Source organism: Spiractinospora alimapuensis, assembly GCF_018437505.1.
Taxonomy (GTDB): domain Bacteria; phylum Actinomycetota; class Actinomycetes; order Streptosporangiales; family Streptosporangiaceae; genus Spiractinospora; species Spiractinospora alimapuensis.
Genome location: NZ_CP072467.1, coordinates 5,721,982 through 5,747,558, shown reverse-complemented (window position 1 = coordinate 5,747,558; position 25,577 = coordinate 5,721,982). Strand labels below are relative to the sequence as shown.

Annotated in this window: 22 protein-coding genes; 14 read left to right on the top strand and 8 right to left on the bottom strand. The window is 68.5% G+C overall.

The genetic code is table 11. The annotated features are described in order from the left end of the window. Positions 1-483: 483 nt before the first annotated feature. The 3 genes from J4H86_RS26635 to J4H86_RS26625 form a co-directional block, all read right to left on the bottom strand. A complete protein-coding gene (locus tag J4H86_RS26635) occupies positions 484-1,419 on the bottom strand; it encodes a formylglycine-generating enzyme family protein (RefSeq protein WP_330932459.1) in 936 nt (311 codons plus the stop codon). Then, positions 1,412-3,772: an arylsulfatase gene (locus tag J4H86_RS26630; protein ID WP_236541051.1), complete on the bottom strand. Its 2,361-nt coding sequence runs from the start codon at positions 3,770-3,772 to the stop codon at positions 1,412-1,414. Before J4H86_RS26630 ends, J4H86_RS26635 begins: the two co-directional genes overlap by 8 nt. Before the next feature lie 124 nt (positions 3,773-3,896). Then, positions 3,897-4,844 carry an ABC transporter substrate-binding protein gene (locus J4H86_RS26625; RefSeq protein ID WP_236541050.1) on the bottom strand — a complete coding sequence of 316 codons (948 nt, stop codon included), beginning with the start codon at positions 4,842-4,844 and terminating at the stop codon, positions 3,897-3,899. Between the two features lie 675 nt (positions 4,845-5,519). Here J4H86_RS26625 and J4H86_RS26620 point away from each other — a divergent pair. The 7 genes from J4H86_RS26620 to J4H86_RS26590 all read left to right on the top strand — a co-directional run bounded on the left by J4H86_RS26620 (position 5,520) and on the right by J4H86_RS26590 (position 14,765). Further along, positions 5,520-7,058, top strand: a complete 1,539-nt coding sequence (locus J4H86_RS26620) for an aldehyde dehydrogenase family protein (RefSeq protein WP_236541049.1) — start codon at positions 5,520-5,522, stop codon at positions 7,056-7,058. A gap of 182 nt (positions 7,059-7,240) precedes the next feature. Continuing rightward, on the top strand, positions 7,241-8,791 hold the full coding sequence (locus J4H86_RS26615) for a GMC family oxidoreductase (protein ID WP_236541048.1): 1,551 nt from the start codon (positions 7,241-7,243) through the stop codon (positions 8,789-8,791). A gap of 74 nt (positions 8,792-8,865) precedes the next feature. Then, positions 8,866-9,999: a quaternary amine ABC transporter ATP-binding protein gene (locus tag J4H86_RS26610; RefSeq protein WP_394356423.1), complete on the top strand. Its 1,134-nt coding sequence runs from the start codon at positions 8,866-8,868 to the stop codon at positions 9,997-9,999. Position 10,000: 1 nt separating this feature from the next. Beyond that, complete coding sequence (locus J4H86_RS26605) at positions 10,001-11,962, top strand: ABC transporter permease (RefSeq protein ID WP_236541046.1); 1,962 nt, start codon at positions 10,001-10,003, stop codon at positions 11,960-11,962. After that, positions 11,955-12,929, top strand: coding sequence for an ABC transporter substrate-binding protein (locus J4H86_RS26600; RefSeq protein ID WP_236541045.1), 975 nt, complete (start codon positions 11,955-11,957; stop codon positions 12,927-12,929). The genes J4H86_RS26605 and J4H86_RS26600 overlap by 8 nt, the downstream gene beginning before the upstream one ends. Positions 12,930-13,085: 156 nt before the next feature. Next, positions 13,086-14,426 (top strand): hypothetical protein, encoded by a 1,341-nt coding sequence (locus tag J4H86_RS26595; RefSeq protein ID WP_236541044.1) that lies wholly within the window; start codon positions 13,086-13,088, stop codon positions 14,424-14,426. Positions 14,427-14,594: 168 nt separating this feature from the next. After that, on the top strand, positions 14,595-14,765 hold the full coding sequence (locus tag J4H86_RS26590; RefSeq protein ID WP_236541043.1) for a hypothetical protein: 171 nt from the start codon (positions 14,595-14,597) through the stop codon (positions 14,763-14,765). Between the two features lie 188 nt (positions 14,766-14,953). Here J4H86_RS26590 and J4H86_RS26585 read toward each other — a convergent pair whose 3' ends face one another. The 3 genes from J4H86_RS26585 to J4H86_RS26575 form a co-directional block, all read right to left on the bottom strand. After that, positions 14,954-15,385 carry a VOC family protein gene (locus tag J4H86_RS26585; protein WP_236541042.1) on the bottom strand — a complete coding sequence of 144 codons (432 nt, stop codon included), beginning with the start codon at positions 15,383-15,385 and terminating at the stop codon, positions 14,954-14,956. 164 nt (positions 15,386-15,549) lie between these two features. After that, positions 15,550-15,744, bottom strand: a complete 195-nt coding sequence (locus tag J4H86_RS26580) for a DUF397 domain-containing protein (RefSeq protein WP_236541041.1) — start codon at positions 15,742-15,744, stop codon at positions 15,550-15,552. Beyond that, positions 15,741-16,553: a helix-turn-helix domain-containing protein gene (locus J4H86_RS26575; protein WP_236541040.1), complete on the bottom strand. Its 813-nt coding sequence runs from the start codon at positions 16,551-16,553 to the stop codon at positions 15,741-15,743. Before J4H86_RS26575 ends, J4H86_RS26580 begins: the two co-directional genes overlap by 4 nt. A gap of 382 nt (positions 16,554-16,935) precedes the next feature. Between J4H86_RS26575 and J4H86_RS26570 the strand changes: the two genes are divergently transcribed. Then, positions 16,936-17,358: an ATP-binding protein gene (locus J4H86_RS26570; RefSeq protein WP_236541039.1), complete on the top strand. Its 423-nt coding sequence runs from the start codon at positions 16,936-16,938 to the stop codon at positions 17,356-17,358. Continuing rightward, on the top strand, positions 17,355-17,678 hold the full coding sequence (locus J4H86_RS26565; RefSeq protein ID WP_236541038.1) for a hypothetical protein: 324 nt from the start codon (positions 17,355-17,357) through the stop codon (positions 17,676-17,678). Before J4H86_RS26570 ends, J4H86_RS26565 begins: the two co-directional genes overlap by 4 nt. 87 nt (positions 17,679-17,765) lie before the next feature. On the opposite strand, the gene J4H86_RS26560 is transcribed toward J4H86_RS26565, so the two are convergent. After that, positions 17,766-18,611, bottom strand: coding sequence for an SDR family oxidoreductase (locus J4H86_RS26560; RefSeq protein ID WP_236541037.1), 846 nt, complete (start codon positions 18,609-18,611; stop codon positions 17,766-17,768). Positions 18,612-18,691: 80 nt separating this feature from the next. Between J4H86_RS26560 and J4H86_RS26555 the strand changes: the two genes are divergently transcribed. Then, positions 18,692-19,642: an AraC family transcriptional regulator gene (locus tag J4H86_RS26555; RefSeq protein WP_236541036.1), complete on the top strand. Its 951-nt coding sequence runs from the start codon at positions 18,692-18,694 to the stop codon at positions 19,640-19,642. Positions 19,643-19,679: 37 nt separating this feature from the next. Here J4H86_RS26555 and J4H86_RS26550 read toward each other — a convergent pair whose 3' ends face one another. Then, positions 19,680-20,735 carry a glycerophosphodiester phosphodiesterase family protein gene (locus tag J4H86_RS26550; protein ID WP_236541035.1) on the bottom strand — a complete coding sequence of 352 codons (1,056 nt, stop codon included), beginning with the start codon at positions 20,733-20,735 and terminating at the stop codon, positions 19,680-19,682. A 244-nt stretch (positions 20,736-20,979) separates the two neighbouring features. Between J4H86_RS26550 and J4H86_RS26545 the strand changes: the two genes are divergently transcribed. From J4H86_RS26545 to J4H86_RS26530, 4 genes are all read left to right on the top strand, one after another. Then, positions 20,980-21,945 (top strand): GntR family transcriptional regulator, encoded by a 966-nt coding sequence (locus J4H86_RS26545; protein WP_236541034.1) that lies wholly within the window; start codon positions 20,980-20,982, stop codon positions 21,943-21,945. 439 nt (positions 21,946-22,384) lie between these two features. Then, the gene (locus J4H86_RS26540) at positions 22,385-23,572 is read left to right on the top strand and encodes an MFS transporter (protein WP_236541033.1); all 1,188 of its coding nucleotides are present in this window, start codon (positions 22,385-22,387) and stop codon (positions 23,570-23,572) included. A gap of 91 nt (positions 23,573-23,663) precedes the next feature. Next, positions 23,664-24,635: a DMT family transporter gene (locus tag J4H86_RS26535; protein WP_236541032.1), complete on the top strand. Its 972-nt coding sequence runs from the start codon at positions 23,664-23,666 to the stop codon at positions 24,633-24,635. Positions 24,636-24,871: 236 nt separating this feature from the next. Beyond that, positions 24,872-25,570 (top strand): response regulator transcription factor, encoded by a 699-nt coding sequence (locus J4H86_RS26530; protein WP_236541031.1) that lies wholly within the window; start codon positions 24,872-24,874, stop codon positions 25,568-25,570. The last annotated feature ends 7 nt before the right edge of the window (positions 25,571-25,577 follow it).

Here is a 25,577-nt window from a genome sequence, read left to right as displayed (position 1 = left end):
GAGGTCGATCGCGCGGACGGTGCGGGACAGGCGACGACTTCTCGACGCACCCCTGCACGGCGACACCGTCAAACCACCCCTCCCCGGGTGGATAAGTGTGGCCCCCCGATCCCCTGGGGCGTGGCGCCACTAGCCGCTCGAACCCGCGGCCGGTCGGCGTCCCCACAGATCGTCAGCGGCGCGGGTACGCCTCCGCTTCGAATCCCGCCCGCCCCGACGGGAGGTGCGCGTGGCTGGTGGGTCGGGCTTCATCACAGTCGGCGGAGGATGCCTTGGAGTACGGCGCGGGCGGGCGGCCAAGCACGGGAGGCGGGCTCCCCAGTGCCGGGTCCGTCGGTCACGGGCCGACGGACCCGCCGAGTAGGGGCGCTCCCCGTCCGGGCTGGCGCCCGACCACCCATGGGGTGCCAGGCGGACGGTGGGCGAAGCGCCTCCGTCACGGGTGGTGGGCGCCCGACGCCACCCACCACCCCGTGACCATGTTCAGGTGTCCCCCGCGCAGCGGAACCCGGTGTTGCCCATGGAGGAGTCGGGGGTGATCCCCTGGCGGGCGCTGACACGGTATCGGCGACAGTAGGAGTCATGGCAGAGGTAGGAACCGCCACGGGCGCTGCGGCGGGTGCCCGCCGTGGGTGGGCCCGCCTCGAAGCGGTCCTGACACCACTCCCACACGTTGCCGGTCATGTTGTACAGCCCGAAACCGTTGGGTGGGTACTCGTGCGCGGGGCAGGTGCCGTACCAGCCGTCGGACTCGGTGTTCTGCTGGGGGAACACCCCCTGCCACACGTTCATCCGGTGCTCTCCCCCGGGTTCGAGCTCGTCACCCCAGGGAAAGGCCTGGCCTTCCAGACCTCCGCGCGCCGCGAACTCCCACTCCCGCTCGGTCGGTAGCCGCAGTCCCGCCCAGACGCAGTACGCGGCCGCGTCGGACCAGGAGACGTGAACCACCGGATGGTCGCCGAGGCCGTCGCGGTCCACGTCGGAGAAGGGCCCGGCTGGGTGGCGCCAGTCCGCGCCCTCGACCTGGCGCCACCAGGGGGCGTTCACCACGCCTCGGGTGGGTGGGAAGTCGTCGGGAAGAAGTCCGCCGAACACGAAGGACCAGCCGTAGCGCTCGGCGTCGGTCCGGTGGCCGGTGGCGGTGACGAACGCGGCGAACTGGGCGTTGGTGACGGCCGTGGCGCTGATCCGGAACGGTTCGAGGACCTCACGACGAACCGGCCCCTCTCCGTCGTCGGGATAGGCGCGCTCGTCCTCACTGCCCATGAGGAACTCCCCTCCGGCGAGGGACACCATCGTGGGCAGGTCGACACTGGACCTGGCCGCGTCCCCGGCGGGAGTGAGATCGGGCGGGTCGGGCGTCGACGTCGACTCGCGTCCCGCCGACGGGGCGCAGCATCCGGGGCGGGCCTCAGTCATGCGCGGCGCGGAATCGTGCACGTTCGTCCTCGTTCTGGCTGGAGCTGCACAGGTCGTCGCCGAGGTCGACCCGAAGCCAGCGCAGCGTGCCGGTGAACTCGTTGTCGGCGGTGCGGTAGTCGTCGGTGACCGGAGACGCTCGGTCGACGCCCAGGTCGAAGGTCTCGTCGAAGGCGAAGTAGTAGGGGATCGTGGCGTCCACGCGCCCCTCCGCGACCTTCTCCCCGTCGACCAGCAGGGTGGCGGTTCCCCCCTGGCCCACTCCGCCACCGTCGTAGGCGAAGGCCATCTGGATCTCGTGTTCACCGGGCGACAGGCGTTCCCCGCTCGCCACGGTGTGTACGTGCAGCCCGAAGTAGTTGTAGGCGTACCGGGGGCACCCCTCGTGCACGTACAGTGACCAGCCGCCGAACCGTCCCCCCTGGGCCACCAGCACCCCTTCGCCGCCTCCGCGTGGGACCTCGACGTGGGCGGTGAGCGTGTGTGAGCGGTTCTTCACGTTCGGCGCCGTCTCCTCGGTGAGCCGCAGACCCGGCCCGTGGAACGTCACCGTACGACGGTCCCCGAACAGGTCCAGTCGACCGGCCTCCCGCGGGTTCTCGCGTTCGGTCATCCGGTCGTCCAGCGGGAAGACGTTGTAGCGCGCGGCCTCGGTGAGGAAGAGCTGTTGGAGCTGGTGGAGCTTGCCGGGGTGTTCGGCGGAGATGTCGCGGGCCTGGGTCCAGTCGACGTTGGTGTCGTACAGCTCCCACACGTCGTCGTCGAAGTACCGGCGTCCGGTGCTCACCATCTCCCACGGAGTGCCGTGTCGGGTGACCGCCATCCAGCCGTCGTGGTAGATGCCACGGTTACCGACCATCTCGAAGTACTGGAGGCGGTGACGGTCGGGGGCCTCAGGGGCGTCGAAGCTGTAGAGCATGCTGGTGCCCTCGATGGGCTGCTGTGCGACGCCGTCCACGCTGGTCGGCTCCGGGATACCGGCGGCTTCCAGGATCGTGGGCACCACGTCGATCACGTGGTGGAACTGGTGGCGCAGCCCGCCACGCTCCGAGATCCCGTTCGGCCAGTGCACGATCATCCCGTCGCGCGTCCCACCGAAGTGGGAGGCGACCTGTTTGGTCCACTGGTAGGGCGTGTTCATCGCCAGCGCCCACCCGACCGGATAGTGCGCGTGGGTGGTCTCGTCGCCGAGCGCCTCGGCGTGGGCATTGATGAACTCCGCGGAGTCGGGGATCCCGCTGGCGAATCGGTGCTCGTTGAGCGTGCCGCCCAGGCCACCCTCCCCCGAGGCCCCGTTGTCGCCGAGGATGTAGATGAACAGGGTGTCGTCCAGTGAGCCGTTCGCCTCCAGGGCGTCGACGAGGCGCCCGACCTGGACGTCGGTGTGTTCGGCGAATCCGGCGTAGAGCTCCATCAGCGCCGCCGAGGACCGGCGTTCGGCGTCGGAGAGCTCGTCCCAGTGCGGGACGCCCTCCGCCCACGGCGCGAGTTCGGCGTCGGGCGGGATGACACCGAGGTCCTTCTGCTTGCGGAGGGTGATCTCCCGCTGCTGGTCCCAGCCGTGGTCGAACGCGCCCCGATACTTGTCCCGGTACTCGCGCGGCACGTGGTAAGGCGCGTGGGTGGCGCCGAACGGCAGGTAGACCAAGAACGGGACGTCGGGTTTGAGGGTGCGTTGGGTGTCGACCCACTCGATCGCCTGGTCCACCAGGTCCTCGGACAGGTGGTAGCCGTCCTCGGGGCGGCGCTCCGGCTCGAACGGCGCGGTCCCATCGAACAGGACGGGGTACCAGTGGTTCATCTCCGCGCAGAGGAATCCGTAGAACTTCTCGAACCCCTCCCCCGTCGGCCAACGGTCGAAGGGGCCGGCGGGACTCACGTCACGTGCGGGCGTCTGGTGCCACTTGCCGAAGGCGGCCGTGTTGTAGCCGTTGCCTCGGAGCGTCTGGGCCAGGGTGGCCGCGCTGCGGGGACGAATCCCCGAGTAACCCGGCGCCGCGCTCGCCATCTCCGTCGTCACGCCCATGCCCACCGAGTGGTGGTTCCGCCCGGTGAGCAGCGACTGGCGGGTGGGAGAACAGATCGCGGTGACGTGGAATCGGGTGTAACGCAGTCCCCCGGCGGCGAGCCGGTCGGCGGCGGGCGTCTGACATGGCCCGCCGAACGCGCTCGGCGCCCCGAAGCCCATGTCGTCGAGGAGGACGAGGACCACGTTGGGCGCGCCGTTCGGGGGCCGCAACGGCCGTACCGGTTCGTGCGGAGGGTCCTGCTCGTGCACGTCGATCGACGTGGCGGCCGGCTGCCGCTCGTCGGCGATCGGCAGTGTGCGCCGGTCGCGGTGCGTGTCGCTCATCGCGTCTCTCCTCGTTCGTCTCCGGCCGCCGGTCGGCGGCCGAGGGCGGCTCGCTCGGTGTCGGCCGTCCGGTCGCGGGGTGGCCGGCGGAGGAGCGTGGTGACGCTCCCCCGCCGGACCTCGATCACTCCGGCAACTCGGCGGGGTCGCCGTCCACCGTCTCGACGCCGTCCAGCCACGCGCTGACCTCGTCGGGGTTCTCGGCGATCCACTCGGCGGCGATGTCACCGGGGTCCTCGCCGTCCTGGCTCACCCGGAAGATCCAGTCCGACGCGGTGTCACCGTCGATCTCCATCCGCGAGAGCAGACGCGCCACGTTGGGACTGTCCTCCTCGAACCCCGCGCGGGTGGCGACGCGGATCTCGCCCGCGCCCGGCCACGCCTCTTCGGGGTCCTCCAAGTAGACGAGGTCCCACTCGATGTTCATCCAGTGCGGCTCCCAGGCGAGGAAGACGACCGGCAGATCCTCACTCGCCCGCCGCTCGACCTCAGCCAGCATCGCCGGTGTTCCGGACTCGACCAGCTCCCAGTCGCCCAGTCCATAGGCGTCTTCGTCGATCATGTCCAGAATGGAGTCGTTGCCGGGCGTCCCGGCCTCGATCCCCAGGAACTCGCCCTCGAACTCCTCAGCGTGTCGCGCGAGGTCGGCGAGCGAGGAGATGTCGTACTCCTCGGCCACATAGGCCGGCACGGCGGGTTCGTAGGCCACTCCGTCCACGAGCGTGGAGAGGACCTCGACATCGCCGTCGTCGATGAAGGCGCCGAAGGTGTCCTCCTGGCTGGGCCACCAGTTGCCGAGGTAGGCGTCGGCGTCTCCCTGGGCGAGGGACTGCGCGCCGATCGGAACGGTGAGCTCCTCGACCTCCACCGTGTAGCCCGCCGCGCCGAGGATCTGACTGACGATCTGGTTCTCCACCATGAGGTCTTCCCACGGCTGCTCGACCAGGGTGATGACCTGACTCTCCGTCGACTCCTCCTCGGACGCCAAACCGTCCTCAGACTGGGCGCCACATCCCGCGGCCATCACCAGGCAGAGCACAGCGGAGGAACCGGTGAGCGTCCGGCGCCGCATCGAATCCATATTCAGATATCCCATCCGTTCGGGAACAATTCGGGGGCGCCGATAACTCGGAACCCACCCCCAGGCCTGACACGACCAGAGTTTCCATTTCCACCTCATCTCGAGAGATGAAACACACGCGACCACCCAAGAAATCCAGGCACGCCGCACCATTCACAGTGGCCGATCATCACAGCGAATGATCTTGAAATCAACATCGGCGATAACACGAGCCATATTGATATCCACTGGTTCACATAGAAAGATTCTATACCGCACGAGAATCGCAACCAGTGCCGAATAGCGAAACACCGAACCCAACTCCCGACCGCTTCACACTCGCCGCCAACCACGCGAGAACAGCGACCTCCAAGCATTGTGAGCAGCACAGAGAGCCCCGTACGCCCGCACCGTCGTTCGTATGCTACGGGCCCCGCCAAACCGCGCCTCCACGCCCGTCTCCCCCGCCGCCCGGCATGATAAGACGGAAGAATTCCGCAGCACGAGCGGGACGTGACCCGTCTCACCGCCATCCGGCAAGCGCCTATGCGCGCGTCGATCCGCGGCCGGCCACACATCTGACGCAGAAGTGGATTCACAGCAAAGGAACGGACCTCTGCTACGGTCGGTAGAACGGCGGGCGTCACGTGCGGACTGTTACCTACGACTGGGGCAGGATTATCGGTGATGCAACCCAAAACTGAACTGTCACACACGACTCTGCCCGCGAAGCGGTATCTCGCCGCTCCGGGGGCCACGAGGGCGACGAGCCTCTTCGTCGACGGCACCTGGCGTGACGCCGTCGACGGCGCGGTCCGCACCGTCGTCAACCCCTACGACGGCTCCGACCTCGCGGTCGTGAGCGAGGCGAGCGCCGTCGACGTCGCGTCCGCGGTGGCGGCGGCCAGGAGCGCCTTCGACGACGGCGACTGGGCACGGCGTCCCACGAGCGAACGCGGGCGGATCCTCCACCACATCGCCGACACGCTCCAGCGCGACCGTGAGGAGATCGCGGTCATGGAGTCCCTCGACACCGGGAAGACCGTCGAGGAGGGACGAATCGACGTCGACGACGTCACCGCGGTGTTCCGCTACTACGCGGGCCTCGCCGACAAGGACGCGGGGCGGGTCGTGTCCGCTCCCGAGGGCGTCCACAGTCGCGTCGTCTACGAACCGGTCGGCGTCTGCGCGATGATCACGCCGTGGAACTACCCGCTGCTGCAACTGTCGTGGAAGATGGCCCCCGCGATCGCCGCCGGCGCCACGATGGTCATCAAACCCAGTGAGATCACCCCGGTCACGACCTGCAAGTTGGTGGAGCTCGCCGTCGAGGCGGGTGTCCCGTCCGGGGTCGTGAACCTCGTGCTCGGCGCGGGGGCCGACGTGGGCTTGGCGATGGTCGAGAGCCCGGACGTGGACCTGGTGTCGTTCACCGGTGGCTTGGCCACCGGCCGGCGCATCATGGCGAGCGCGGCGAAGACCGTGAAGAAGGTCGCCCTGGAGCTCGGTGGCAAGAACCCCAACATCATCTTTCCCGACGTCGACCTCGACACGGCGGTCGACTACGCGCTCAACGCCGCGTTCTTCCACTCCGGCCAGGTGTGCTCGGCCGGTGCGCGGCTCATCGTGCACGAGGACATCCACGACGCGTTCGTGGACGAACTGGCGCGCCGCGCCGACGCCATCACCATCGGGTGCGGTCAGGCCGAGGGCGTGCGCAGTGGGCCCCTGGTCTCCGCGGAGCACCGCGCCAAGGTGGAGGCCGCCGTGGCGCGCGGTGTGGAGGAAGGGGCGCGGATCATCGCCGGCGGGTCCCGCCCGGACGACCCCGACCTCGCCGACGGCTACTTCTTCCGCCCCACGGTCTTCGTGGACTGCGACCGGTCGATGGACGTCGTGCGGACCGAGGTGTTCGGCCCCGTGGTGACCGTGGAACGGTTCCGGACCGAGGAGGAGGCCGTCGAGCTCGGCAACGACACCGACTACGGACTGTCCGGAGCGGTGTGGACCAACGACACCGGGCGGGGCGACCGGGTCGCCGCCCGCCTGCGGCACGGAACCGTCTGGATCAACGACTACGGTCCCTACTTCCCCGGCGCCGAGTGGGGCGGCTTCAAGCGCTCCGGCGTCGGCCGTGAACTGGGCCCCGCGGGGCTGGACGAGTACCGCGAGGCCAAGCACATCTACCGCAACCTGGACCCGCGACCACAGCGCTGGTTCGGGTAACCACGTGCGCGCGGGGTTCGTCCTCGCACCGCCGTCCGTGACCGTGCCCATACCCCCTGGCGCGCCGCCTTCATGGCGACGGTCCGCGCGACGCGCGGCCGACGCGCGCCGCCCCACTCCCCTGTTCGCACGTCCCCACGGCGTGGACACCCCACGGTGTCCCGCCCCGAAAGGAGAACTCCGTGACCTCAGCGGACACCACCTTCGACTACGTGATCGTCGGTGGGGGCACCGCCGGCTCGGTGATCGCCAACCGGCTTACCGAGGACCCCACGACACGCGTGTGCGTGATCGAGGGCGGCCCCTCCGACGTGGGCCAGGAACGGGTCCTCAAGCTCCGGAACTGGCTCGGCCTGCTCGGCGGTGACCTCGACTACGACTATCCGACCGTCGAACAGCCACACGGCAACTCCCACATCCGCCACTCCCGGGCCCGTGTCCTCGGCGGTTGCTCCTCCCACAACACCCTGATCAGTTTCCGGCCCTTCCCCCAGGACCTCGACGACTGGGTCGCGGCCGGCGCCGAGGGGTGGGACAACGCCACGGTGCAGGCCTATGCCGACCGCGTCAAGTGCAACATCGTTCCCGTGGCCCCGCACGACCGCAACGAGATCGTCAAGGACTGGATCGAGTCGTCGAGGAAGGCGACCGGTGTTCCCGTGGTCGAGGACTTCAACGCCTTGACCTCCCACGGCGGGGGCTTCAGCGAGGGCGTCGGGTTCCTTTCGATCGCCTACGACCCGCACACGGGAAACCGTTCCTCCGCATCGGTCGCGTACCTGCACCCGATCATGGGTGAGCGCGCGAACCTGACGCTGATGCTGGAGACGTGGGCGGACCGGCTGGTCCTCGACGGCGACCGTGCCACCGGTGTCGAGGTCCGGCTCCCGTCCGGAGAGCGGACGACGGTGCGCGCCACCCGCGAGGTCATCCTCAGCGCGGGCGCGATCGACACACCACGCCTGCTGCTGCTGTCCGGCGTCGGCCCCGCCGAGGAACTGCGGCGGGTAGGCGTCGAGCCCCGACACGACCTTCCGGGCGTCGGCGAGAACCTGCTCGACCACCCCGAGTCGATCATCATGTGGGAGACCAACCGACCGGTTCCCGAACGTTCGGTGATGGACTCCGACGGCGGCCTCTTCGTCCGCCGCGACGACAGTGACCCTCGACCGGACCTGATGTTCCACATCTACCAGGTGCCGTTCGACGACAACACCGCCCGTCTGGGCTACGACTCGCCCGGACCGCGCAACGCGATCTGCATGACTCCGAACATCCCGCGGTCCCGCTCCCGCGGGAAGCTGTGGCTGACGAGCGCCGACCCCAGCGTGAAACCCGCGCTGGACTTCCGCTACTTCTCCGACCCGGAGGGCTACGACGCGCGGACGATCGTCGACGGGCTGCGCATCGCGCGGGACATCGCGGCCACCGAGCCGTTCCGGTCCTGGATCGAACGCGAGGTCGCTCCGGGCCCGGACGTCACCACAGACGAGGGCCTGTCGGAATACGGGCGACGCGCGGCGCACACGGTCTACCACCCCGCCGGGACGTGCCGGATGGGGGCGGTCGACGACCCCACGGCGGTTGTCGACCCCACGTTGAAGGTTCGCGGCCTCCAGGGACTGCGCGTCGCCGACGCGTCGGTGTTCCCGACGATGCCGTCACCAAATCCGATGGTCACGGTGCTGACCATCGGTGAGCGCGCGGCGGATCTCATCCGCGGCGATCGCTGACGACTCGCACCACGTCAACAGCCGGTCGCCCGTGCGGACGGGCGACCACTCGGAGGAAATTCCGCATGAACTCCATGACAACTGAATCGAACGAACCAGCGGGAGACCCCCGCGCCCATGGTGACGCCGATCCGAAGATCTCCGTTCGCGGCCTGTGGAAGATCTTCGGCCGCGACGCGGACTCCATCATCGGCGGTCAGTACGAATCCCTCGACCGCGACGGCATCCGTGAGCGAACGGGATGCACCGTGGCCGTCCGTGACGTCTCCTTCGACGTGCGACCGGGCGAGATCTTCGTGGTGATGGGCCTGTCCGGCTCAGGCAAGTCCACCCTGGTGCGCTGCCTGACCCGACTCATCGAGCCAACCAGTGGTCAGGTGCTGCTCGACGGCACCGACGTGAAGGGCGCGAGCGCCCAGGAGCTGCGGGAGCTGCGTCGCCACACGATGGCGATGGTGTTCCAGCACTTCGGTCTGCTTCCCCACCGCACCATCCTCGACAACGTGGCCTACGGTCTCGAGGTGCGGGGCGAGGAACGGGAGCGGCGCTACGGCCGGGCCCGGGAGATGATCGAGATGGTCGGGCTCAGCGGCTATGAGGACGCCCGACCGTCCCAGCTCAGTGGTGGGATGCAGCAACGCGTCGGGCTCGCCCGGGCGCTGGCCGTCGACCCCGAGGTGCTGCTCTTCGACGAACCGTTCAGTGCCCTCGACCCCCTGATCCGCCGGGACATGCAGCAGGAGGTCTGCCGGCTGCAGCGTGAGTTGAACAAGACCTCCGTCTTCATCACCCACGACCTCTCCGAGGCGCTCAAACTGGGCGACCGCATCGCCATCATGCGCGACGGAGAGATCGTGCAGGTGGGGACCCCGGAGCAGGTGGTGGGCAGTCCCGCCGACGACTACGTCCGGGACTTCACCTCGGACGTGGCGCGCACCACCGTTCTCACCGTGCGGTGGCTGATGCGCGCCGCCTTCGAGTCCGAGGCCCTGGACGGCCCCGTCGCCTCCCCCGACGCCCTGGTGTCCGACATCGTGCCGGTACTGGCCGACAGCACCGCGCCGGTACGGGTCGTGGACGGTGACCGACTCCTCGGTTACGTGGGTCGTGACGACGTCCTTCGGGCGATCGCCGAGGACCAGTCCGACGACGTCGGCAAGGCCGGCGGGACCCACACGGGGGGCGCCGGCCCCACGGTGGGGGGCTGACATGGCGACCACCACGACCATCCCTTCCATCCGGTCCGGACCGGGCCACGCGGTCCCGGCGCCCCGACGGCGGTCCCCGTTCAGCGGCGACTGGGCGCGACTCGGCGCCGTCCTCGGCCTGCTCGTCGTCGGCTTCCTGGTCAGCCGGGTCCTGAACGTGCCCGCGTGGCTCGGCCCGTTCCCCGACGCCTTCGGACAGGCACTGATGGCCCGCCTGGACTCCGTCTACGAGTGGGTGGTGACCAACCGTAACAACAGCCCGTTGTTCGTCTATGGGTTCAACTACGTCTCGGTGGGCCTCGGTACCGCCGTCGTCGTCATCACCCAGGCGCTGGTTCTTCTCACCTGGCCGGGCGTCGTCCTGCTGGGCGCTCTCGCCACGTGGCGGGTCGCGGGCTGGCGCGTCACCCTGGTCGTACTCGCGGCGTTCGCCGTGTTCGGGCTCACCGGGCTGTGGTACGAAGCGATGACCACGCTGTCCCTGATCATCACGTCGGTGCTGATCGCTCTGGTCATCGGGATCCCGCTGGGAGTGTGGGCCGGCCAGAGCGACCGTGTCCACGCGGCGGTGCGGCCGGTGCTGGACTTCATGCAGATCATGCCGGCGTTCGCCTATCTGCTGCCGTTCGTGCTGATGTTCGGTATCAGCAACCCGGCGGCGGCCGTGGTGACCACCGTGTACGCGATGCCGCCGGTGGTCCGGATCACCGCGATGGCCATCCGCGGCGTCGACCAGGGCGCGATCGAGGCCACGACCTCCCTGGGCTCCACGCCCTGGCAGCTTCTCACCAAGGTGCGCCTCCCGATGGCCAAACGCACCATCCTGTTGGGCGTCAACCAGACCATCATGCTCGCCGTCTCCATGGTCGTCATCGCCTCGGTGATCGGTGCTGGAGGACTGGGGGACGCGATCTACCAGGCCCTGGCCAAGGTCAACGTGGGTCAGGCGTTCGAGGCGGGGCTGGCCATCGTCATGCTCGCCATCGCGATGGACCGGGTGACCGGAGCCGCCGGCCACGGCGAACACGCTCCGGAGATCCCCCGACGGCTTCGGCTGCCGGTTCTCGGCGCGGGCGCACTCGCCGTTGTGGTCGTCGTGCTCCTCGCCCGTCTCGCGGGCGTCGCCAACTGGCCCGACGCCGTGACCGTGAGCATCGTCGGACCGGTCAACTCCCTGGAGGCGGGCCTCCAGGCCTCGATCGGCGGGATCGCGTCGATCGGCGGAGACGTTCTCCTGCACGGGGTCCTGAACCCGCTGACCGCACTGCTCACCGGCACGCCGTGGCCCGTGGTGGTCCTCGTCGCCGCCGCGATCGGGTGGATATTCGGCGGTCGGCGGGTCGCGCTGACCTCCGCTCTGGCACTCCTCACGACGGGGTTGCTCGGCGTGTGGGAGAACAGCATGAACACGCTGGCACAGGTGTTGGTCGCCGCCGCGATCACCATCGCCGTCGGAGTCGTCGTGGGCGTCCTGGCCGCACGCAGTGACGGACTCGCCGCGGTCCTGCGTCCGATCCTGGACGCCATGCAGACACTGCCGCCGTTCGTGTACCTGATTCCGGCCGTGGCCTTGTTCGGTATCGGCCGGATCCCCGCGTTGGCCGCCGCGTTCATCTTCGCGTTGCCTCCGGTGATCCGGCTCGTCAACGACGGTCTCCGCGGGGTGTCCGTGGCGGCCGTGGAGGCCGCGACCTCCCAGGGGTCGACCCGGTGGCAGGTTCTGACCAAGGTGCAACTGCCGTTGGCCCGGCCGTCCCTGCTGCTCGCGGTGAACCAGGGGATCATGATGGTCCTCGCGATGGTGGTGATGGGAGCACTGGTCGGCGCCGGGTCACTCGGCTACGACGTGGTGTTCGGCCTCGCCCAGAACGATCTCGGACTCGGTCTCGCCTCCGGCCTGGCCATCGTCTGCCTGGGCCTGTTCCTGGACCGGGTGACCCAAGGACGGAGGAGCGATGCGTAACACACCGATCGGACGGGTGCTGACCAGGACCCTCGCCGTGCTGATGACAGCGGTGCTCGTCTCCTCGTGCGCGGTGCGCACCTCCGACATGCCACGGGACCCCAACACGGTGCGGATCGCGGTGAACGGGTGGGTCGGCTACGAGGCGTCCGCGGAGGTCCTCGCCTACCTGCTGAGGCACGAGATGGGCTACGAGGTCCAACTCATGCGGATCGACGAGCAGCCGTCGTGGCAGGCGTTGGACCAGGGCGTGCTCGACGCGATCGTGGAGAACTGGGGCCACGAGGACCTGATGGAGCTCTACGGGCCCGAGGGCAACGGCACCGTCGTGGACGGTGGCCCTAACGGCAACGACGGCTACATCGGCTGGTACGTGCCGCGGTACCTCGTCGATCGATACCCCGGGATCGACACCCTGGAAGGGATCGAGGAGAACATCGAGATCTTCCAGACCGCCGAGACGGGCGGGAGCGGCGAGTTCCTGGGCGGTGATCCCGCGTTCGTGACCCAGGACCAGGGCATGATCAACGCCTTCGGTCTGGATCTGGAGATCGTGTACGCGGGGTCCGAAGCCGCGCAGATCACCGAGGTGCGTAACCGATACGCGAACGAGGAGCCGGCGCTCTTCTACTTCTACGACCCACAGTGGCTGTTGCATGAGCTCGACCTGGTGCGGGTGGAGCTGCCGCCCTACGAGGACGGGTGCGACGCTGATCCCGACCAGGTTCCGTGCGGCTACCCCGCCTACGACCTGAACAAGATCTTCCGCGCCGGGTTCACGGAGGACGGAGGCTCCGCGTACGAGTTCCTGGACAACTGGCAGTGGACCAACGACGACCAGAACGCGGTCGCGCAGCTCATAGCGGACGAGGGCATGGATCCCGAGGAGGCCGCGGGGCAGTGGGTCGAGGACAACCCCGAGGTGTGGGAGTCGTGGATCCCGGACGAGGGGGACGTCCGGCGGTGAGCGGGTACTCGTGGGGTGCGGCGGACGCCTGGTCCGCCGCACCCCACGCAGCCTTGGGGCGCCTCTGACACAGGGATTTCGGGTGGGTCCCCCATAGCGCTCCGGGGTGCTTCCATGCAGGCTTGTGCCATTGACGCCGAAGGAGCGGAGGAGTCGATGGGGTTTCGAGTCGCACGGTGGATGGGCCTCGCCGCTGTGGTGGGGGTGGTGACGCCACTGGGGGCGACCGCCGCGGTGGCGGACACACCGGAGGCCGACCCACCGGAGGACCGGCCCGGGGGCTGGCAACTGGTGCACGAGGAGGACTTCTCCGCCTTCGACCCGTCGGGGGACACGGGATGGTTCCCGGACAAGGACGGTCCCGGGAGTCCTTACGACGTCGATGGCTACGACAACGACGGCGAGTACTTCGCGACGGTCGGCGGGGCGGACTTCCAGGACCAGCTCGACACCGTCGACCTCCAGCGTCGTTCGTTCTCCCTGGGCGACGACGGATGGCTCACCGCCGAACTCGCCATGCGGGAGGGCAGCGCCGAGCCGTCCTTCACCCAGGACTCCGTGCCCGGGTCCGAAGCCGTCGGATTATTCGACAGTCCCGCGCACGACGGTGGAGTCGTGTTGCGCTCCACCGACGAGCTGCCCGAGGAGTACCGCGTCGAGATGACGCTGCGAACCATCGACTTCGGTGGCCAGCGCGACGGGGAGTGGGACTACGACGGTCTGGTGAACGGCTACACACCGTCGGACTGCAAGACGAACTTCCCGTGGGCGGCCTCGGGTGACTTCTCACGGCCCGAGTGCGAGTGGTTCGACGTGACCACGGACGCCAACGGGTTCTACTTCCTGTCGATCATGGACTACGACCGGCCGGCGCCGCACAACAACGTGTTCATCCACAACCACCGCAAGGTGGTCATGGACGGCTACAACCGCTACGAGTACACAGGCAACGGTCTGCGCTACTGCGACATCGACAGCGGGGAGCTCCAGCCCTACGAGTGGGGCAGCGGAAACGGCGTGAACATGCTGTTCATGACCGACGACCGCCGATACGCCGACCAGCCGGGCACCGAGTACGTCATGCCCAGCGAGTGCGGCACGGAGGTCGGCGGGGGGATCGTCAGCCAGGTGGACCTCATGCCGGAGGCCATGCCGGACCGGGACTACCAGTTCGCCGTCGAACGCCGCGACGACTCCTACGTCCTGGAGGTCAGCGGCGAGTTCCGCCACGTCGGCGAACAGACGCTGCGCTACGAACAGCCCTTCGACGACGGCGAGAACCCCATCTGGCACTACAACCAGACGTCGGAGGAGTACGACGGCCAGTACAACGCCGACTGGGAGTACCCCTCCCCCAACGGCACCTACGTCGACGACGACGTCTGGCCGGAGGGCTCGGCCTACCCCGACTACTTCCTGATCGGCCAACCCCACATGAACTTCTACGAGGGCTCGGCGAGCATCGACGACGTCCGCCTGTACGTCCCCGGAACGTAGAGCGCGCGTCCACGCGTGCACCGTCTCGCCGTCGTGTGACACGACGGCGAGACGGTCGCGTTCGGGTCGGCCAGCGGGTCGACACGCCACCCGAGGGGCTGCCTCGCCACCCACAGACCGGGTCACCAACCTCCAGGGACACAACAACTAGACCCAGAGGCCACACCGGTGCCGAAGGCTCAAACCCAAGACAAGGACATCCAGGACGCCCTGTTCAGGCTCGCCCTCCTCGCCGACGACCGCGCGGTCCACGCCACCCACGTCAACGGCGCGGTAGCTCACCAGCGAGGTGCGGAAACCCAAGAGTCCGATCGGTCCAGCACCATGGCGACCACGTGACGAACCGCGAGTGGTTCGGTGAGCGTTCGGGAAACCCGGGTGGTGGGGGTTGTGGACGGTGTCCACCACGCCATGCTCGGCATCGCCCGCCTACGCAACCCTGCTCTCACGGAACAGGTCCTGCCTCGTGCGGGACCTGAGAGATCCCACGGCAGGAGGCTCTCGATTTCGCGGTCTTGGAGGAGGGTTCAGGAGAGGCAGAACTCGTTGCCCTCGACGTCCTGCATCGTGATGCACGACTCGTTGACGTCATCGGCGCGCTGCGTGAGCACGTGCTTCGCGCCGAGGGCCATCAGCCGTGCGCATTCGGCCTCGAGTGTGGCCAGGCGCTCGTCACCCACGAGCCCGTCGCCGGCCCGCACACACAGATGCACCCGGTTCTTGACGACCTTGCCTTCGGGAACTCGCTGAAAGAGCAGGCGTGAACCCACGCCGGAGGGATCAGTACACGCGAAGTAGACCTCATCCTCAGGCGGCAGGGAGTGTTGGTACTCCTCCCACGTGGCAAAACCCTCCGGGACCGGTGGGACGACGTACCCCAGCACCTCGCACCAGAAAGCCGCGAGGCGCACGGGTTCCGCACAGTCGAAGGTCACTTGGAAGCGTCTGATCGCTGACATCAGCACAGACTAACAGGGGTCCCGCTCATCCCCTCATCCCCTCAGGTGGCTAGGTCCGCACGCTGTTGTGTGCCGGCGGGGTTCGTGTATAGGGGCCTTGCCAGGGGCGGGTTGCTGTGCACGATGCCCGGTGGGCGCGCGGGGAAACCGCGCGCTGGCGGGTGCTAGTCCAGCTCGTCCTTGCGCACGGCATGCAGGAACGCCCGCCACTCCGTCGCTGGGACCGCGAGGTGGCCGAGGTGGCGATGCTGGGTGTCACGGATGTTGACAGCGCGGGGGCCTTCGGCGACTTCTACGCAGTTCCCTCCGGAGGCGTTGCTGAAGCTCGATGTGTGCCACCGGTAGACAGTGTCGTTCACTGAAAGTACTTCCTTATCTCATGCATCTTGTCGCGTGATTCGTCTGGCGGGTACGCCACGCCCTGGAGGGCACCAAACAGTCGGTTGTACTGGGATACCGTTTCGGGATCGTCCACAGCTTCGCCGCGTAGGGGTGTCTCGGCATAAAGGATCTCAGGTTCCCCAGGCGTAGTGATCAGCGTAAATGGCCCCGATAGCCCTGGACAGCGTCGTGTATCGAACGGGACGACCTGGATGGTGATCCGCTCGTTAAGGGACGAGTCCAAGAGATGTTCCAGCTGTTCCCTCATGGTTGCATGCCCGCCTACGGGGCGTGTCAGCACGGTCTCGTCCAGAACGGTGCACAGTTGCGGAGGTCGTTCCGCCTCCAGGAGTGCCTTACGTTCCATGCGTGCGCTGACCAGCTCGTCGATCTCTTTTTCTAGATCTGTCGGGCGCCCGTCCCGGATGACGGTGCGGGCATAGGACCGGGTCTGGAGCACACCAGGAACCAGTGCAAGACCGTACTCACGGATGACGGATGCCTTCTGTTCCTGTTGGACGATTCCCTTGAACCAGTCGGCGTGGCCTCCGAGCTGGCGGTAACTATGCCATGCGCGGTGCAGGGTTCCGCCGGTTCTAAGAACCTCGTCGATTCGCGCAACTATGTGCTCTTTTGTCGACTTCTTTCCGAGTTCGATAGCGCTGAGCATCGATTGCGCTAATGGGATGTCTCGTGCCAATGCGGACTGGGAGACGGCCGCTTGTTCTCGGTATTTGCGCAGCTGAGCGCCGAATCTGCGTCGCGCGGCAGGAGTTTCGGGGGCCATGGCAACTCCAGCTAGCTCTGATTCAGCTCTATCCAGATCTCCATATCCGAGAATTTACCTGGTTAGTGAACTCCGTGCCAGTCGGAAGTTGGAGATGGAAAGCTGAAGCCAGTTCGAAAACAAGCCCCGGCGGCTGTGGAGACAGCCCCGGGGCGTGGCCCATCGGGAAGGAGACCCAGATGGACAGGTTTGACTTTAACGCGCGTGGTGTGGGGTGGCGTCATCGCGGTGGTCCGGCGCGGGTTCGGCCGTATGTGGTGCGGCGGTTCTGGGAGTGCCCGGAGCGTGCGTGTTCGTTTGTGGCGGTGCGTTCGGTCGGGCATCCGTGTCCGTTGGGTGCGACCACCGAACCGTTGCGAGTCGTTGCTGGGGGTGGTGGGCGATGATCTCCACGACCCTGGCCGGCACCCCGGAGAGCGTGGGCGAGGCCCGCGCCTGGTTGCGCTCCGTTCTCAGCCTTCGAGGGGCGGACAAGAACGACATCGCTGATGCCGCCCTCGTGCTCAGCGAGCTGGCCTCCAACGCCGTCGTCCACTCCCGCAGCGGCCTTCCCGGCGGCACCTACACCGTGAGTGCGCACTGCTCCGCGCGCCGCGTGCGCATCACCGTCACCGACAACGGGAGCCGCTGCCCCCGAAACCCGGGCGCGAACACACCCTGTGCTCCCCCGCTCGCGGAGAACGGGCGCGGTCTGCTCTTGGTAGAACACCACGCCACCGAATGGTGGGCCACCCTCACCCACGACGCATGCACCGTCACCGCCGACATCCCCACCACCCGCACCCTCGCCGAGGCCACCCCATGAGCTTCCGCCCAGTACCACCCCTGACCCCCGAAGAACGCGAACGCTACCTCCGCCCCAAGCCCCCACCCGCCAGCGCCACCGTGCGCGCCTGCCGCAACCTCGCCCTCCACTCACCACTCCTCCACCGCGACGGCATCACCACCCACCTCAACGAAGACACCCTCAGCGTCCTCGTCACCCGAGGCGACACCACCATCCACCTCACCGCCACCCCCCACGGCTGGAAACCCACCCCTAACCACCCCACCCTCCACCTCCCACTCGACGCCACCGTCCCCCTCCAACGCCACCTCCACACACTCCTCACCACCACCCACTAAAGACCCCCGGCGGGGGAACCAACGGGCAACCCCAAGCCCCCTCCCCACCCCCGCCGGGCCCTCTCTCGTAGGACTGGTGTCAGTGGCTCACCGCGTCCAGCCACCCGCGGCGGCGGTTGTCTTGGCGAACTCGGCGAAGCTGCGTGGTGGGCGACCGAGAGCACGTGGAACCCCGTCGGACACGTAGGCGTCCGTCCCGTCGCGCAGAGGCTCGGCGATGTCGGCGAGAATCGCCGCATCTTCGCGCGGCAGTCCCTGGCCCACGAGCTCGGCGATGTACTCGTCGACCGTCAGCGCGACATAGCGAATGTCCCGCCCCGCGACTTCGGAGATGGTGGCGACGGCCTCGGTCAGGGTCACGGCCTCTGGTCCGGACAGCTCATAGATTTGCCCGTTGTGCCCGTCCTCCGTCAGAACGGCCACCACCACGGCGGCGATGTCCTCGGCATCGACGAAGCTAGCCGCACCCGCGCCGGCGGGCAGCCGCAGCTCCCCCTCACGGATAGCGTCAGCGAAGAACCCCTCGCTGAAATTCTGCGCGAACCAGCCAGGCCGACTGATCGTCCACTCCAGGCCGCTGTTTCGCACGGCCTCCTCACTGTCGAGGAGCGCCTCCAACATTCCGGTCTGATCGTTCACATAATCGGGATCATCGATACCTCGCCCGGAGGCCAGCACGAGTCGACGCACTCCGTTCCGCTTCGCCCGCTCCACGAACGGACGCACCAGCGGGGTTCCGTCCAACTGGACGATGTAGGCGGATTCCACGCCCTGGAGCGCATGGTCCCACGTGGTGTCGTCAGTCCAGTCGAAGTGGTGTTCGCCGCCCCGAGAAGCCGCGCGGACCGATCGTCCCCTGTCACGCAGTTGACGAGTGACCCGACGGCCGGACTTACCGGTCGCGCCGGTCACAAGAATTGAGTGTTCAGACATGACTCCAGTTAATCGGCGGAACTTGAGACGCTCCATGGCTGAGAACCGCTGCCCGATGTCTCAGCGTCTACACTCGGGCCATGGATGCCGTGTCGGAACTGTTGGTTGATATTCGGGCGCGCGGCGCCGTCTTTCGACAAACCCTGATGCGGCCGCCCTGGGGTATGCGGATGGCCAGTGGTGCCCCACTGACGCTCGCCAGGATGCTGCGCGGCCACGCGTGGATCGTGCCCGACGCTCACGAGGCCGTGCGGATCGAACCCAACGAGATCGCGGTTATCCGGGGCGACGTGCAGCACACGGTGGCCGACGACCCGACCACACCGCCCTCAGTCGTGGTGACCAACGCCGACTACTGCCCCAGCGTCCCGGGTGTGGAGCACATCGCGGGACACCCACCGACGCGGGTCCCGTCACAGGACGGGACCGCTCTGCTGCTGAGCGGTGCCTTCGAACGCCGAGGGCAGCTCAGCGACCGCCTACTGTGGGCGCTGCCGCCGGTACTAGTCGTTCCGGCCGCCGACGCCGCGTTGCCACCGGGGGAAACCCTTGCCGAGGAGATCGCGCGGGACCGCCCCGGGCAGCAGTTGGTCCTGGACCGGCTCCTGGATCTGATGCTGGTCTCCGCCCTGCGCACGTGGTTCGATCGGCCGGGCACCGACGCACCGGCCTGGTGCCGAGCACTGGACGATCCGGTGGCGGGTGGCGCGTTGCGCGCGATGCATGATCGTCCCGCCCATCCGTGGACGGTGGCGGAACTCGCCGCGGCCGTGGGAGTCTCCCGCGCGGCGCTCGCGAGGCGCTTCACGGAGTCCATCGGGGAACCGCCGATGAGCTACCTCACCGGTTGGAGGATCACCCTGGCGGCGGACCTGCTGCGCGATACCACCCTGACGGTGGACGCGATCGCGCGAAAGGTGGGGTACGCCAACGCGTTCGCCTTGAGCGTCGCGTTCAAACGAATACGCGGAACCCGCCCCAGTGACCACCGCCGAGCGGAACCCGAATGGCGGGCCGCGCGGCCGGGGTGAGGGGGAGGCCAGGGCGCACCCGGCCTCCCCGGGTTCGTCAGTCGCGCCCGCGTTCGCGGTACTGCTTGGGGAGACGGAAGCCGTTCTCCGCCATGACCTCGCGGAGCTGGTCCGGGTAGTCGGTGATCATGCCGTCGACGCCAGCGTCGATGAGGCTCTGCATGGTCGGCCTGTCGTTGATTGTCCACGGGATGACGTCGATACCAAGTTCGTGCGCCTGGTCGACCATCTCGGGGGTGACGTAGGGCTCGTAGTCGGGGTCGTCGACGGTTCCGTGCTGGGGGAAACCGTGGACGGGAGAGAACGCGTCGGCGTCGAAGGAGTCGATGGCCAGGAGGGGGTCGCCATCGAAGTCGTCGATGTCGATGCCGCCCAGCCATGGCGAGGCTCCGGGTTCGCCGACCTCAAGGAAGTCGTGGTTGGTGAGGGCCACGATCGGCAGACGCGGCTCGCGTTCCCGCATCATCATCAGCGCGCCCCAGTCGAAACTCTGGATGGTGACCTGTCGGACCATGCGCGCCTGGCGGATCTCGTCCAGGACGACGTCGACGAACTCCTCCCGCGGCGCGGTTTCCTCCGGCGCCCCCGCCTCGAACTTGGTCTCGATGTTCAGGGTCACTCCGTACGCGCGGTAGCGGTGCACCAGGTCGAAGACCTCGCTGAGCAACGCCATCCGCTCGCCGGGGAGGACCTCCTGGTTCGGGTGGTCGGGGTGTCGCTGGGAGCCACAGTCCAGGGTGCGCACCTGTTCCAGGGTCAGGTCCTTGATGAAGGAGCCGACGTACGGGTACTGAGGGTCGTCGGGAAACGCGGGCTCGGTGTCCTGGCAGTTGTGCGAACTGATCCTGCGGTCGTGGGTGACGACGGCCTCGCCGTCCTCGGTGATCTGGATGTCGAGTTCCAGGGTGCTGACGCCGAGGCGCAGCGCGTTGGCGAAGGCCGGAACGGTGCTCTCCACGACGAGCCCAACGCCGCCGCGATGGGCCTGGAGGTCGAAATCCTGGCGTGGCTGGGCGTGCGCGGTGGCACTCTGACCAGCGACGATCATGATGATTGCCCCGGTGAGGGCGAGAATACGCCTGAACATGGTCATCAGCGTGTTCCTTGTCCGTGGCCGTGTGGCGGGCGATGGGTGACGAGTGGACGACGATCATCTGACGGACGACCCCACGCTAGACAGGAACCCGGTCGCGGACGCGCGTCGGGGTCGTGAACGCGGCCACGGCGAACCCCGCCGCCCGGAACAGCGGGATCCCCTACTCTGGGGCTGCGCAGTCCGGTCGCCGACACGCCCTGAGGCGCCGGGAGGGAAACCGTGTCGACAGGACTCTTTAGCCGTGGAAACCACATCGAGCCCGGAGCGCGACCGCGACGCGCGGACGTCGCGTCTGGTGCTCTCGCTGGCGAACCAGATCAGCGAGCTCGCTCGGGTCAACCGCCTGCCTGAGGGCACACACCTCACCGAGCAGTGGATCGCCGGTGAGCTCCAGGTGTCCCGCTCCCCCATCCGCCGCGCCCTCGCGCTACTGCGGGAGATCGGGATCGTCCGGCACGTCGCCAACCGGGGGTACTTCCTCACCCGCCCCGGGCAGGACCTGGAACCCGTCGACGACGCCCCGCCGGAGGACGACGACGAGATCTACTTCCGGGTCGTCGACGATTTCCTGCACGGTCGCCTGGATCACGAGTTCACCGCGGCGGGCGTCGCGCGACGCTTCGCGGTGCCCGTCCGTACGGTGCAACGCACGCTCGTCCGTCTCGAGGGTGAGGACCTGCTACGACGCAAGCCCGGACGCGGCTGGGAGTTCCAGGGGATCCTCTCCACCACGCAGGGCCACGAGGACAGTTACCGGTTCCGGATGATCGTGGAACCGGCGGCGCTGCTGGAGCCCGGCTTCACGGTGGACGCCGAGGCGCTCGCCCTCCAGCGTGAACGCCAGGAGGCCCTGCTGCGGGGCCAGATCCTCTCCTCCTCCCGCAGGCACCTCTTCCAGGCCAACGCCGAGTTCCACGAGACGCTGGTCGGCTCGGCGAACAACCCGTTCCTGCTCGACGCGCTGCGCCGACAGAACCGGATCCGCCGGCTCATCGAGTACCGGTACCAGTTCGACCGCGGCCGGATGGTGGCCCAGGCCCGTGAGCACCTCCTGCTGCTGGACCTGGTGGAGGCCGGACGGATGGAGGAGGCGGCCCGGGCGCTGCGCATGCACCTGGACCGGGTGCGCTGGATCAAGACCGGCGTCGGCGCGGAACCCCCGATCCTGACCCGGGAGTCGCTCGCCCGGACCGCGCGCCCTCAGTAGTTCGCCGCCCACGCCCCGCCCGGCGCACGCCACGCGGGACCGTCCTCCGCCAGATTGTATTTCCCCACGTTCTGATGCAATCGATCCACCTGTCGCCCCCAGGGGGCTCGCCGCACTCTCCTTTGGTGATCCTGACGGTGCACCCCGAGCATCCACAGCCCCACCGTGAGCTACCGCACGGGCGAGATGGATTGCACCAATAACACCGGTAGTGCAACATGAGGAGCGCCCAGCCGCCGCGCGGCGCCCCCTCGCCTCTCCCCGCCGCTGCCGCCGCTCCCACCCACGCCCCATCCGCCCACCCGCGAACGCGACGATCGTGGGCTCCGTTCGCCCACGGGCTCCGACCCGGGCCCGAACGAGCCCCCAAGAACCCCGGCCGCGACACCGGCGTGTCGTCTCCCCGGAGCCTCCCCGACGCCGAGCGAAGAAAGGCACCATGACCGGCTCGCCGTCACCCCGCACGGGGTGGTTATGGCCGCTGTTGACCAGCGTCATCTTCACCCACACGGCACTGAACCTGGCCCGCCCCCTCATCTCCTACCGGACCATCGCGGTTGGCGGGGACGCCGTCGCCGTCGGCCTGATCACCGCCGCCTACGCCCTGCTCCCGCTGCTGATCGCGGTCCCCGTCGGTCGGATGACGGACCGAGCCCGATCCACCACGTGGATCATCGCGTTCGGGGGTGCCACCCTGGGGGCTGGCTGTCTCGCCCTCGCCGGGGCGACGAACCTCGCCGCGCTCGCGGTGGCCAGCACCATCGTGGGCGTCGGACACCTGTTGTCCATGGTCGCCGGCCAGGGTCTGATGGCGCGACTCTCACCGCCGGAGCGGATGGACCGCGACTTCGGGTGGTTCACGGCGGCGGCATCGCTCGGTCAGCTCGCCGGCCCCCTCATCTCCGGTGTCCTGCTCGCCGACGCGTCGGGAGCGGACCTGTTGGGTGCGACGACGACCGCTCTGGTGGTCGCGGGGGTGGTCGGAGCGCTGGGTCTGGTGCCGGTGATCCCCCTGCTGCGGGTTCGTTCGGCCGCGCGCTCCACGAAGGATGGGGCCCGACCCGTTCCGGCGTGGGACATCCTGCGCCAGCCCCGACTGCCGTCCGCGTTGCTGACCAGCCTGGCGCTGCTCTCCGCGGTGGACATCCTGACCGCGTACCTGCCACTGATCGCCGAGAGCCGCGGAATCTCGCCGATGTTGGTCGGTGTCCTGCTGAGCCTGCGCGCGGGCTTCTCGTTGCTGTCGCGGCTGGTCCTGCCGTGGCTCCTGGGGCGGTGGAGCCGCAAGACGCTGGTCGTTTCGAGCACGCTGGTCTCGGGGATCTCGCTCGCGCTGGTGGCGTTGCCGGTCGCGGGGCCGGTCACGCTCGCGATCGTGCTCTCGGTCGGCGGATTCCTGCTCGGGCTGGGCCAGCCGTTGACCATGGCGCAGGTGGCGACCGCCGCCCCACCGGACGCACGGGCCACCGCGCTCGCGCTGCGCCTGTGGGGGAACCGGCTCGGACAGGTGGCGATCCCGGCCGCCGCCGCGGCCGTCGCCGGGGCGACCGGCGCCCCGGGCGCGCTGTTGCTGTCGGCCGTGGTGCTGCTGGGTTCGGCGACCGCCGCCGGGCGGGCCCCGTCCTAGGTTCACCCGACACACCCAACTTAAGTTTCACTAAACCAAGCCATAGCAGAATCCATTTGCACTAATGACAATGGCGGATCAAGATGGCAGGGTGACCAACCACGCTTCCACCGGAATCTCCCCCCGCCACGCCCTTCCCGTCCTGGCGGCGAGTGTGACCATCGTGCTGTGGGCCTCCGCCTTCGTCGGGGTCCGAGCCGCCGGACACGACTACTCCCCCGGCGCGCTCACCGTCGGCCGCCAGATCGCGGGCTCCATCGTCCTCACGGGCATCGTGCTGGCCCGCGCGGTGTTCACGGGGCGGGCCCCCCGCCTCCCCAAGGGCCGCCGCCTCCTGGGGGTGATCGTGTGGGGCATGGCGTGGTTCGGTCTGTACAACATCGCCCTGAACTCCGCGGCCCAGTACCTGGACGCCGGAACGACCGCGCTCATCGTCAACATCGCGCCGGTGCTGATCGCGGTGCTGGCCGGGCTGATGCTCGGTGAGGGGTTCCCGCTCCGCCTGGGCGCGGGGATGGCCGTCGCGTTCGCGGGCGTGGCGGTGATCGCGATCGCGACCTCCACCGGACGGCACGATCTCCTCGGCGTCGGTCTGGGCGTGGTCGCGGCGGTCACCTACGCGTGCAGCGCGACGGCGCAGAAGCGGCTCCTCGAGGGCGTCGACGCCCTGACGATGACCTGGATCGGCTGCGTCGCCGGGACCGTCGCGACCCTGCCCTTCACCCCAACCCTGGTGCGCGAGACCGCCACCGCCTCCTCGACCTCCACCCTCGTCGTGGTGCTGCTCGGTGTCTTCCCCACCGCGATCGCCTTCCTGACGTGGGGATACGCCCTGACCCAGATGAAGGCGGGCCAGCTCGCCGCCTCCACGTACGTCATCCCGGCACTTGTGGTCCTGTTCTCCTGGCTCATCCTCTCCGAGACGCCCGCGGCTCTGAGCTTCGCCGGAGGCGCGCTGTGCCTCGTCGGCGTCGCCATCGCCACACTGCGCCGCCGGTCCACCAAGCCGGACGACCGCTCCACCACCAAGCCCCCCGGTGAGCGGGCCCCGTCTTCGGTGTAGCGCGGTGCCACGGGTGGCGCGGTGTCGTTCAGTCGTCGTCGCCACCCGAATACCCCAGTTCGTGGGAGAGGGCACGCCGCGACCGTGGTTGACCTGCGTTCAACGTGCTCAGCTGGGTCATACCCTGAGTAACCGGACACCGTGAGGGTGCGCGCGGGAGGTCCCTCCGTGGCGACCGGACGCCCCACGCGCGCGCTCATCGTCCTCTCATCGGCCCGGGGTTCACTGGAGGGACCATGCTGGGATCGACTGTGCTCGTCGTGGATGACGAGCCCAACATCGTCGACATGGTCGCCACCGTGTTGGGGTTCCACGGTTTCGCTGTGGAGACGGCCGCGACCGCGGCGGAGGCCTACCGACGGGCCGAGGCGGTGCGCCCGGACCTGGTCGTCCTGGACGTCATGCTCCCGGACGGGGACGGGTTCGAGATCTGCCGCGTGCTGCGGCGTACGCTGCCCGACCTCGGGATCGTGTTCCTGACCGCCAAGGACGCCCACGCCGAACGGGTGGCGGGGCTGACCTTCGGCGGTGACGACTACGTCACCAAGCCCTTCGACATCGACGAACTACTGGCCCGGATCCGCGCCGTGCTGCGGCGCACCCTGCCCGAGGAACGCGCGTCCACCCGGTCGGTGCTGCGGTTCGCCGACGTCGAGCTCGACGAGCACGCCTGCACCGTCCACCGAGCCGGCCACCCGGTCCCCCTCTCCCGCACCGAGTTCGACCTCCTGCGCTACCTGCTGATCAACCAGGGACGGGTGTTGTCGCGCGCGCAGATCATCGACGGAGTGTGGCACAGCGGGTACGTCGGCGGATCCAACATCGTCGACACCTACGTCGGCTACCTACGCCGCAAGCTCGGCGCGTTCGGCCCGAACATCATCCAGACGCAACGCGGGTTCGGGTACGTGCTGCGCAGCGAGCCGGCCCGATGAGACCACC

Excerpts from the sequence above, each read along its gene's own strand:
- J4H86_RS26560 (WP_236541037.1), bottom strand. The coding sequence starts at position 18,611 with ATGTCTGAACACTCAATTCTTGTGACCGGCGCGACCGGTAAGTCCGGC.
- J4H86_RS26575 (WP_236541040.1), bottom strand. The coding sequence starts at position 16,553 with ATGGCCCCCGAAACTCCTGCCGCGCGACGCAGATTCGGCGCTCAGCTG.
- J4H86_RS26565 (WP_236541038.1), top strand. The coding sequence starts at position 17,355 with ATGAGCTTCCGCCCAGTACCACCCCTGACCCCCGAAGAACGCGAACGC.
- J4H86_RS26555 (WP_236541036.1), top strand. The coding sequence starts at position 18,692 with ATGGATGCCGTGTCGGAACTGTTGGTTGATATTCGGGCGCGCGGCGCC.
- J4H86_RS26635 (WP_330932459.1), bottom strand. The coding sequence starts at position 1,419 with ATGACTGAGGCCCGCCCCGGATGCTGCGCCCCGTCGGCGGGACGCGAG.
- J4H86_RS26570 (WP_236541039.1), top strand. The coding sequence starts at position 16,936 with ATGATCTCCACGACCCTGGCCGGCACCCCGGAGAGCGTGGGCGAGGCC.
- J4H86_RS26530 (WP_236541031.1), top strand. The coding sequence starts at position 24,872 with ATGCTGGGATCGACTGTGCTCGTCGTGGATGACGAGCCCAACATCGTC.
- J4H86_RS26600 (WP_236541045.1), top strand. The coding sequence starts at position 11,955 with ATGCGTAACACACCGATCGGACGGGTGCTGACCAGGACCCTCGCCGTG.
- J4H86_RS26625 (WP_236541050.1), bottom strand. The coding sequence starts at position 4,844 with ATGCGGCGCCGGACGCTCACCGGTTCCTCCGCTGTGCTCTGCCTGGTG.
- J4H86_RS26540 (WP_236541033.1), top strand. The coding sequence starts at position 22,385 with ATGACCGGCTCGCCGTCACCCCGCACGGGGTGGTTATGGCCGCTGTTG.
- J4H86_RS26605 (WP_236541046.1), top strand. The coding sequence starts at position 10,001 with ATGGCGACCACCACGACCATCCCTTCCATCCGGTCCGGACCGGGCCAC.
- J4H86_RS26585 (WP_236541042.1), bottom strand. The coding sequence starts at position 15,385 with ATGTCAGCGATCAGACGCTTCCAAGTGACCTTCGACTGTGCGGAACCC.
- J4H86_RS26620 (WP_236541049.1), top strand. The coding sequence starts at position 5,520 with ATGCAACCCAAAACTGAACTGTCACACACGACTCTGCCCGCGAAGCGG.
- J4H86_RS26610 (WP_394356423.1), top strand. The coding sequence starts at position 8,866 with ATGACAACTGAATCGAACGAACCAGCGGGAGACCCCCGCGCCCATGGT.
- J4H86_RS26595 (WP_236541044.1), top strand. The coding sequence starts at position 13,086 with ATGGGGTTTCGAGTCGCACGGTGGATGGGCCTCGCCGCTGTGGTGGGG.
- J4H86_RS26630 (WP_236541051.1), bottom strand. The coding sequence starts at position 3,772 with ATGAGCGACACGCACCGCGACCGGCGCACACTGCCGATCGCCGACGAG.
- J4H86_RS26550 (WP_236541035.1), bottom strand. The coding sequence starts at position 20,735 with ATGACCATGTTCAGGCGTATTCTCGCCCTCACCGGGGCAATCATCATG.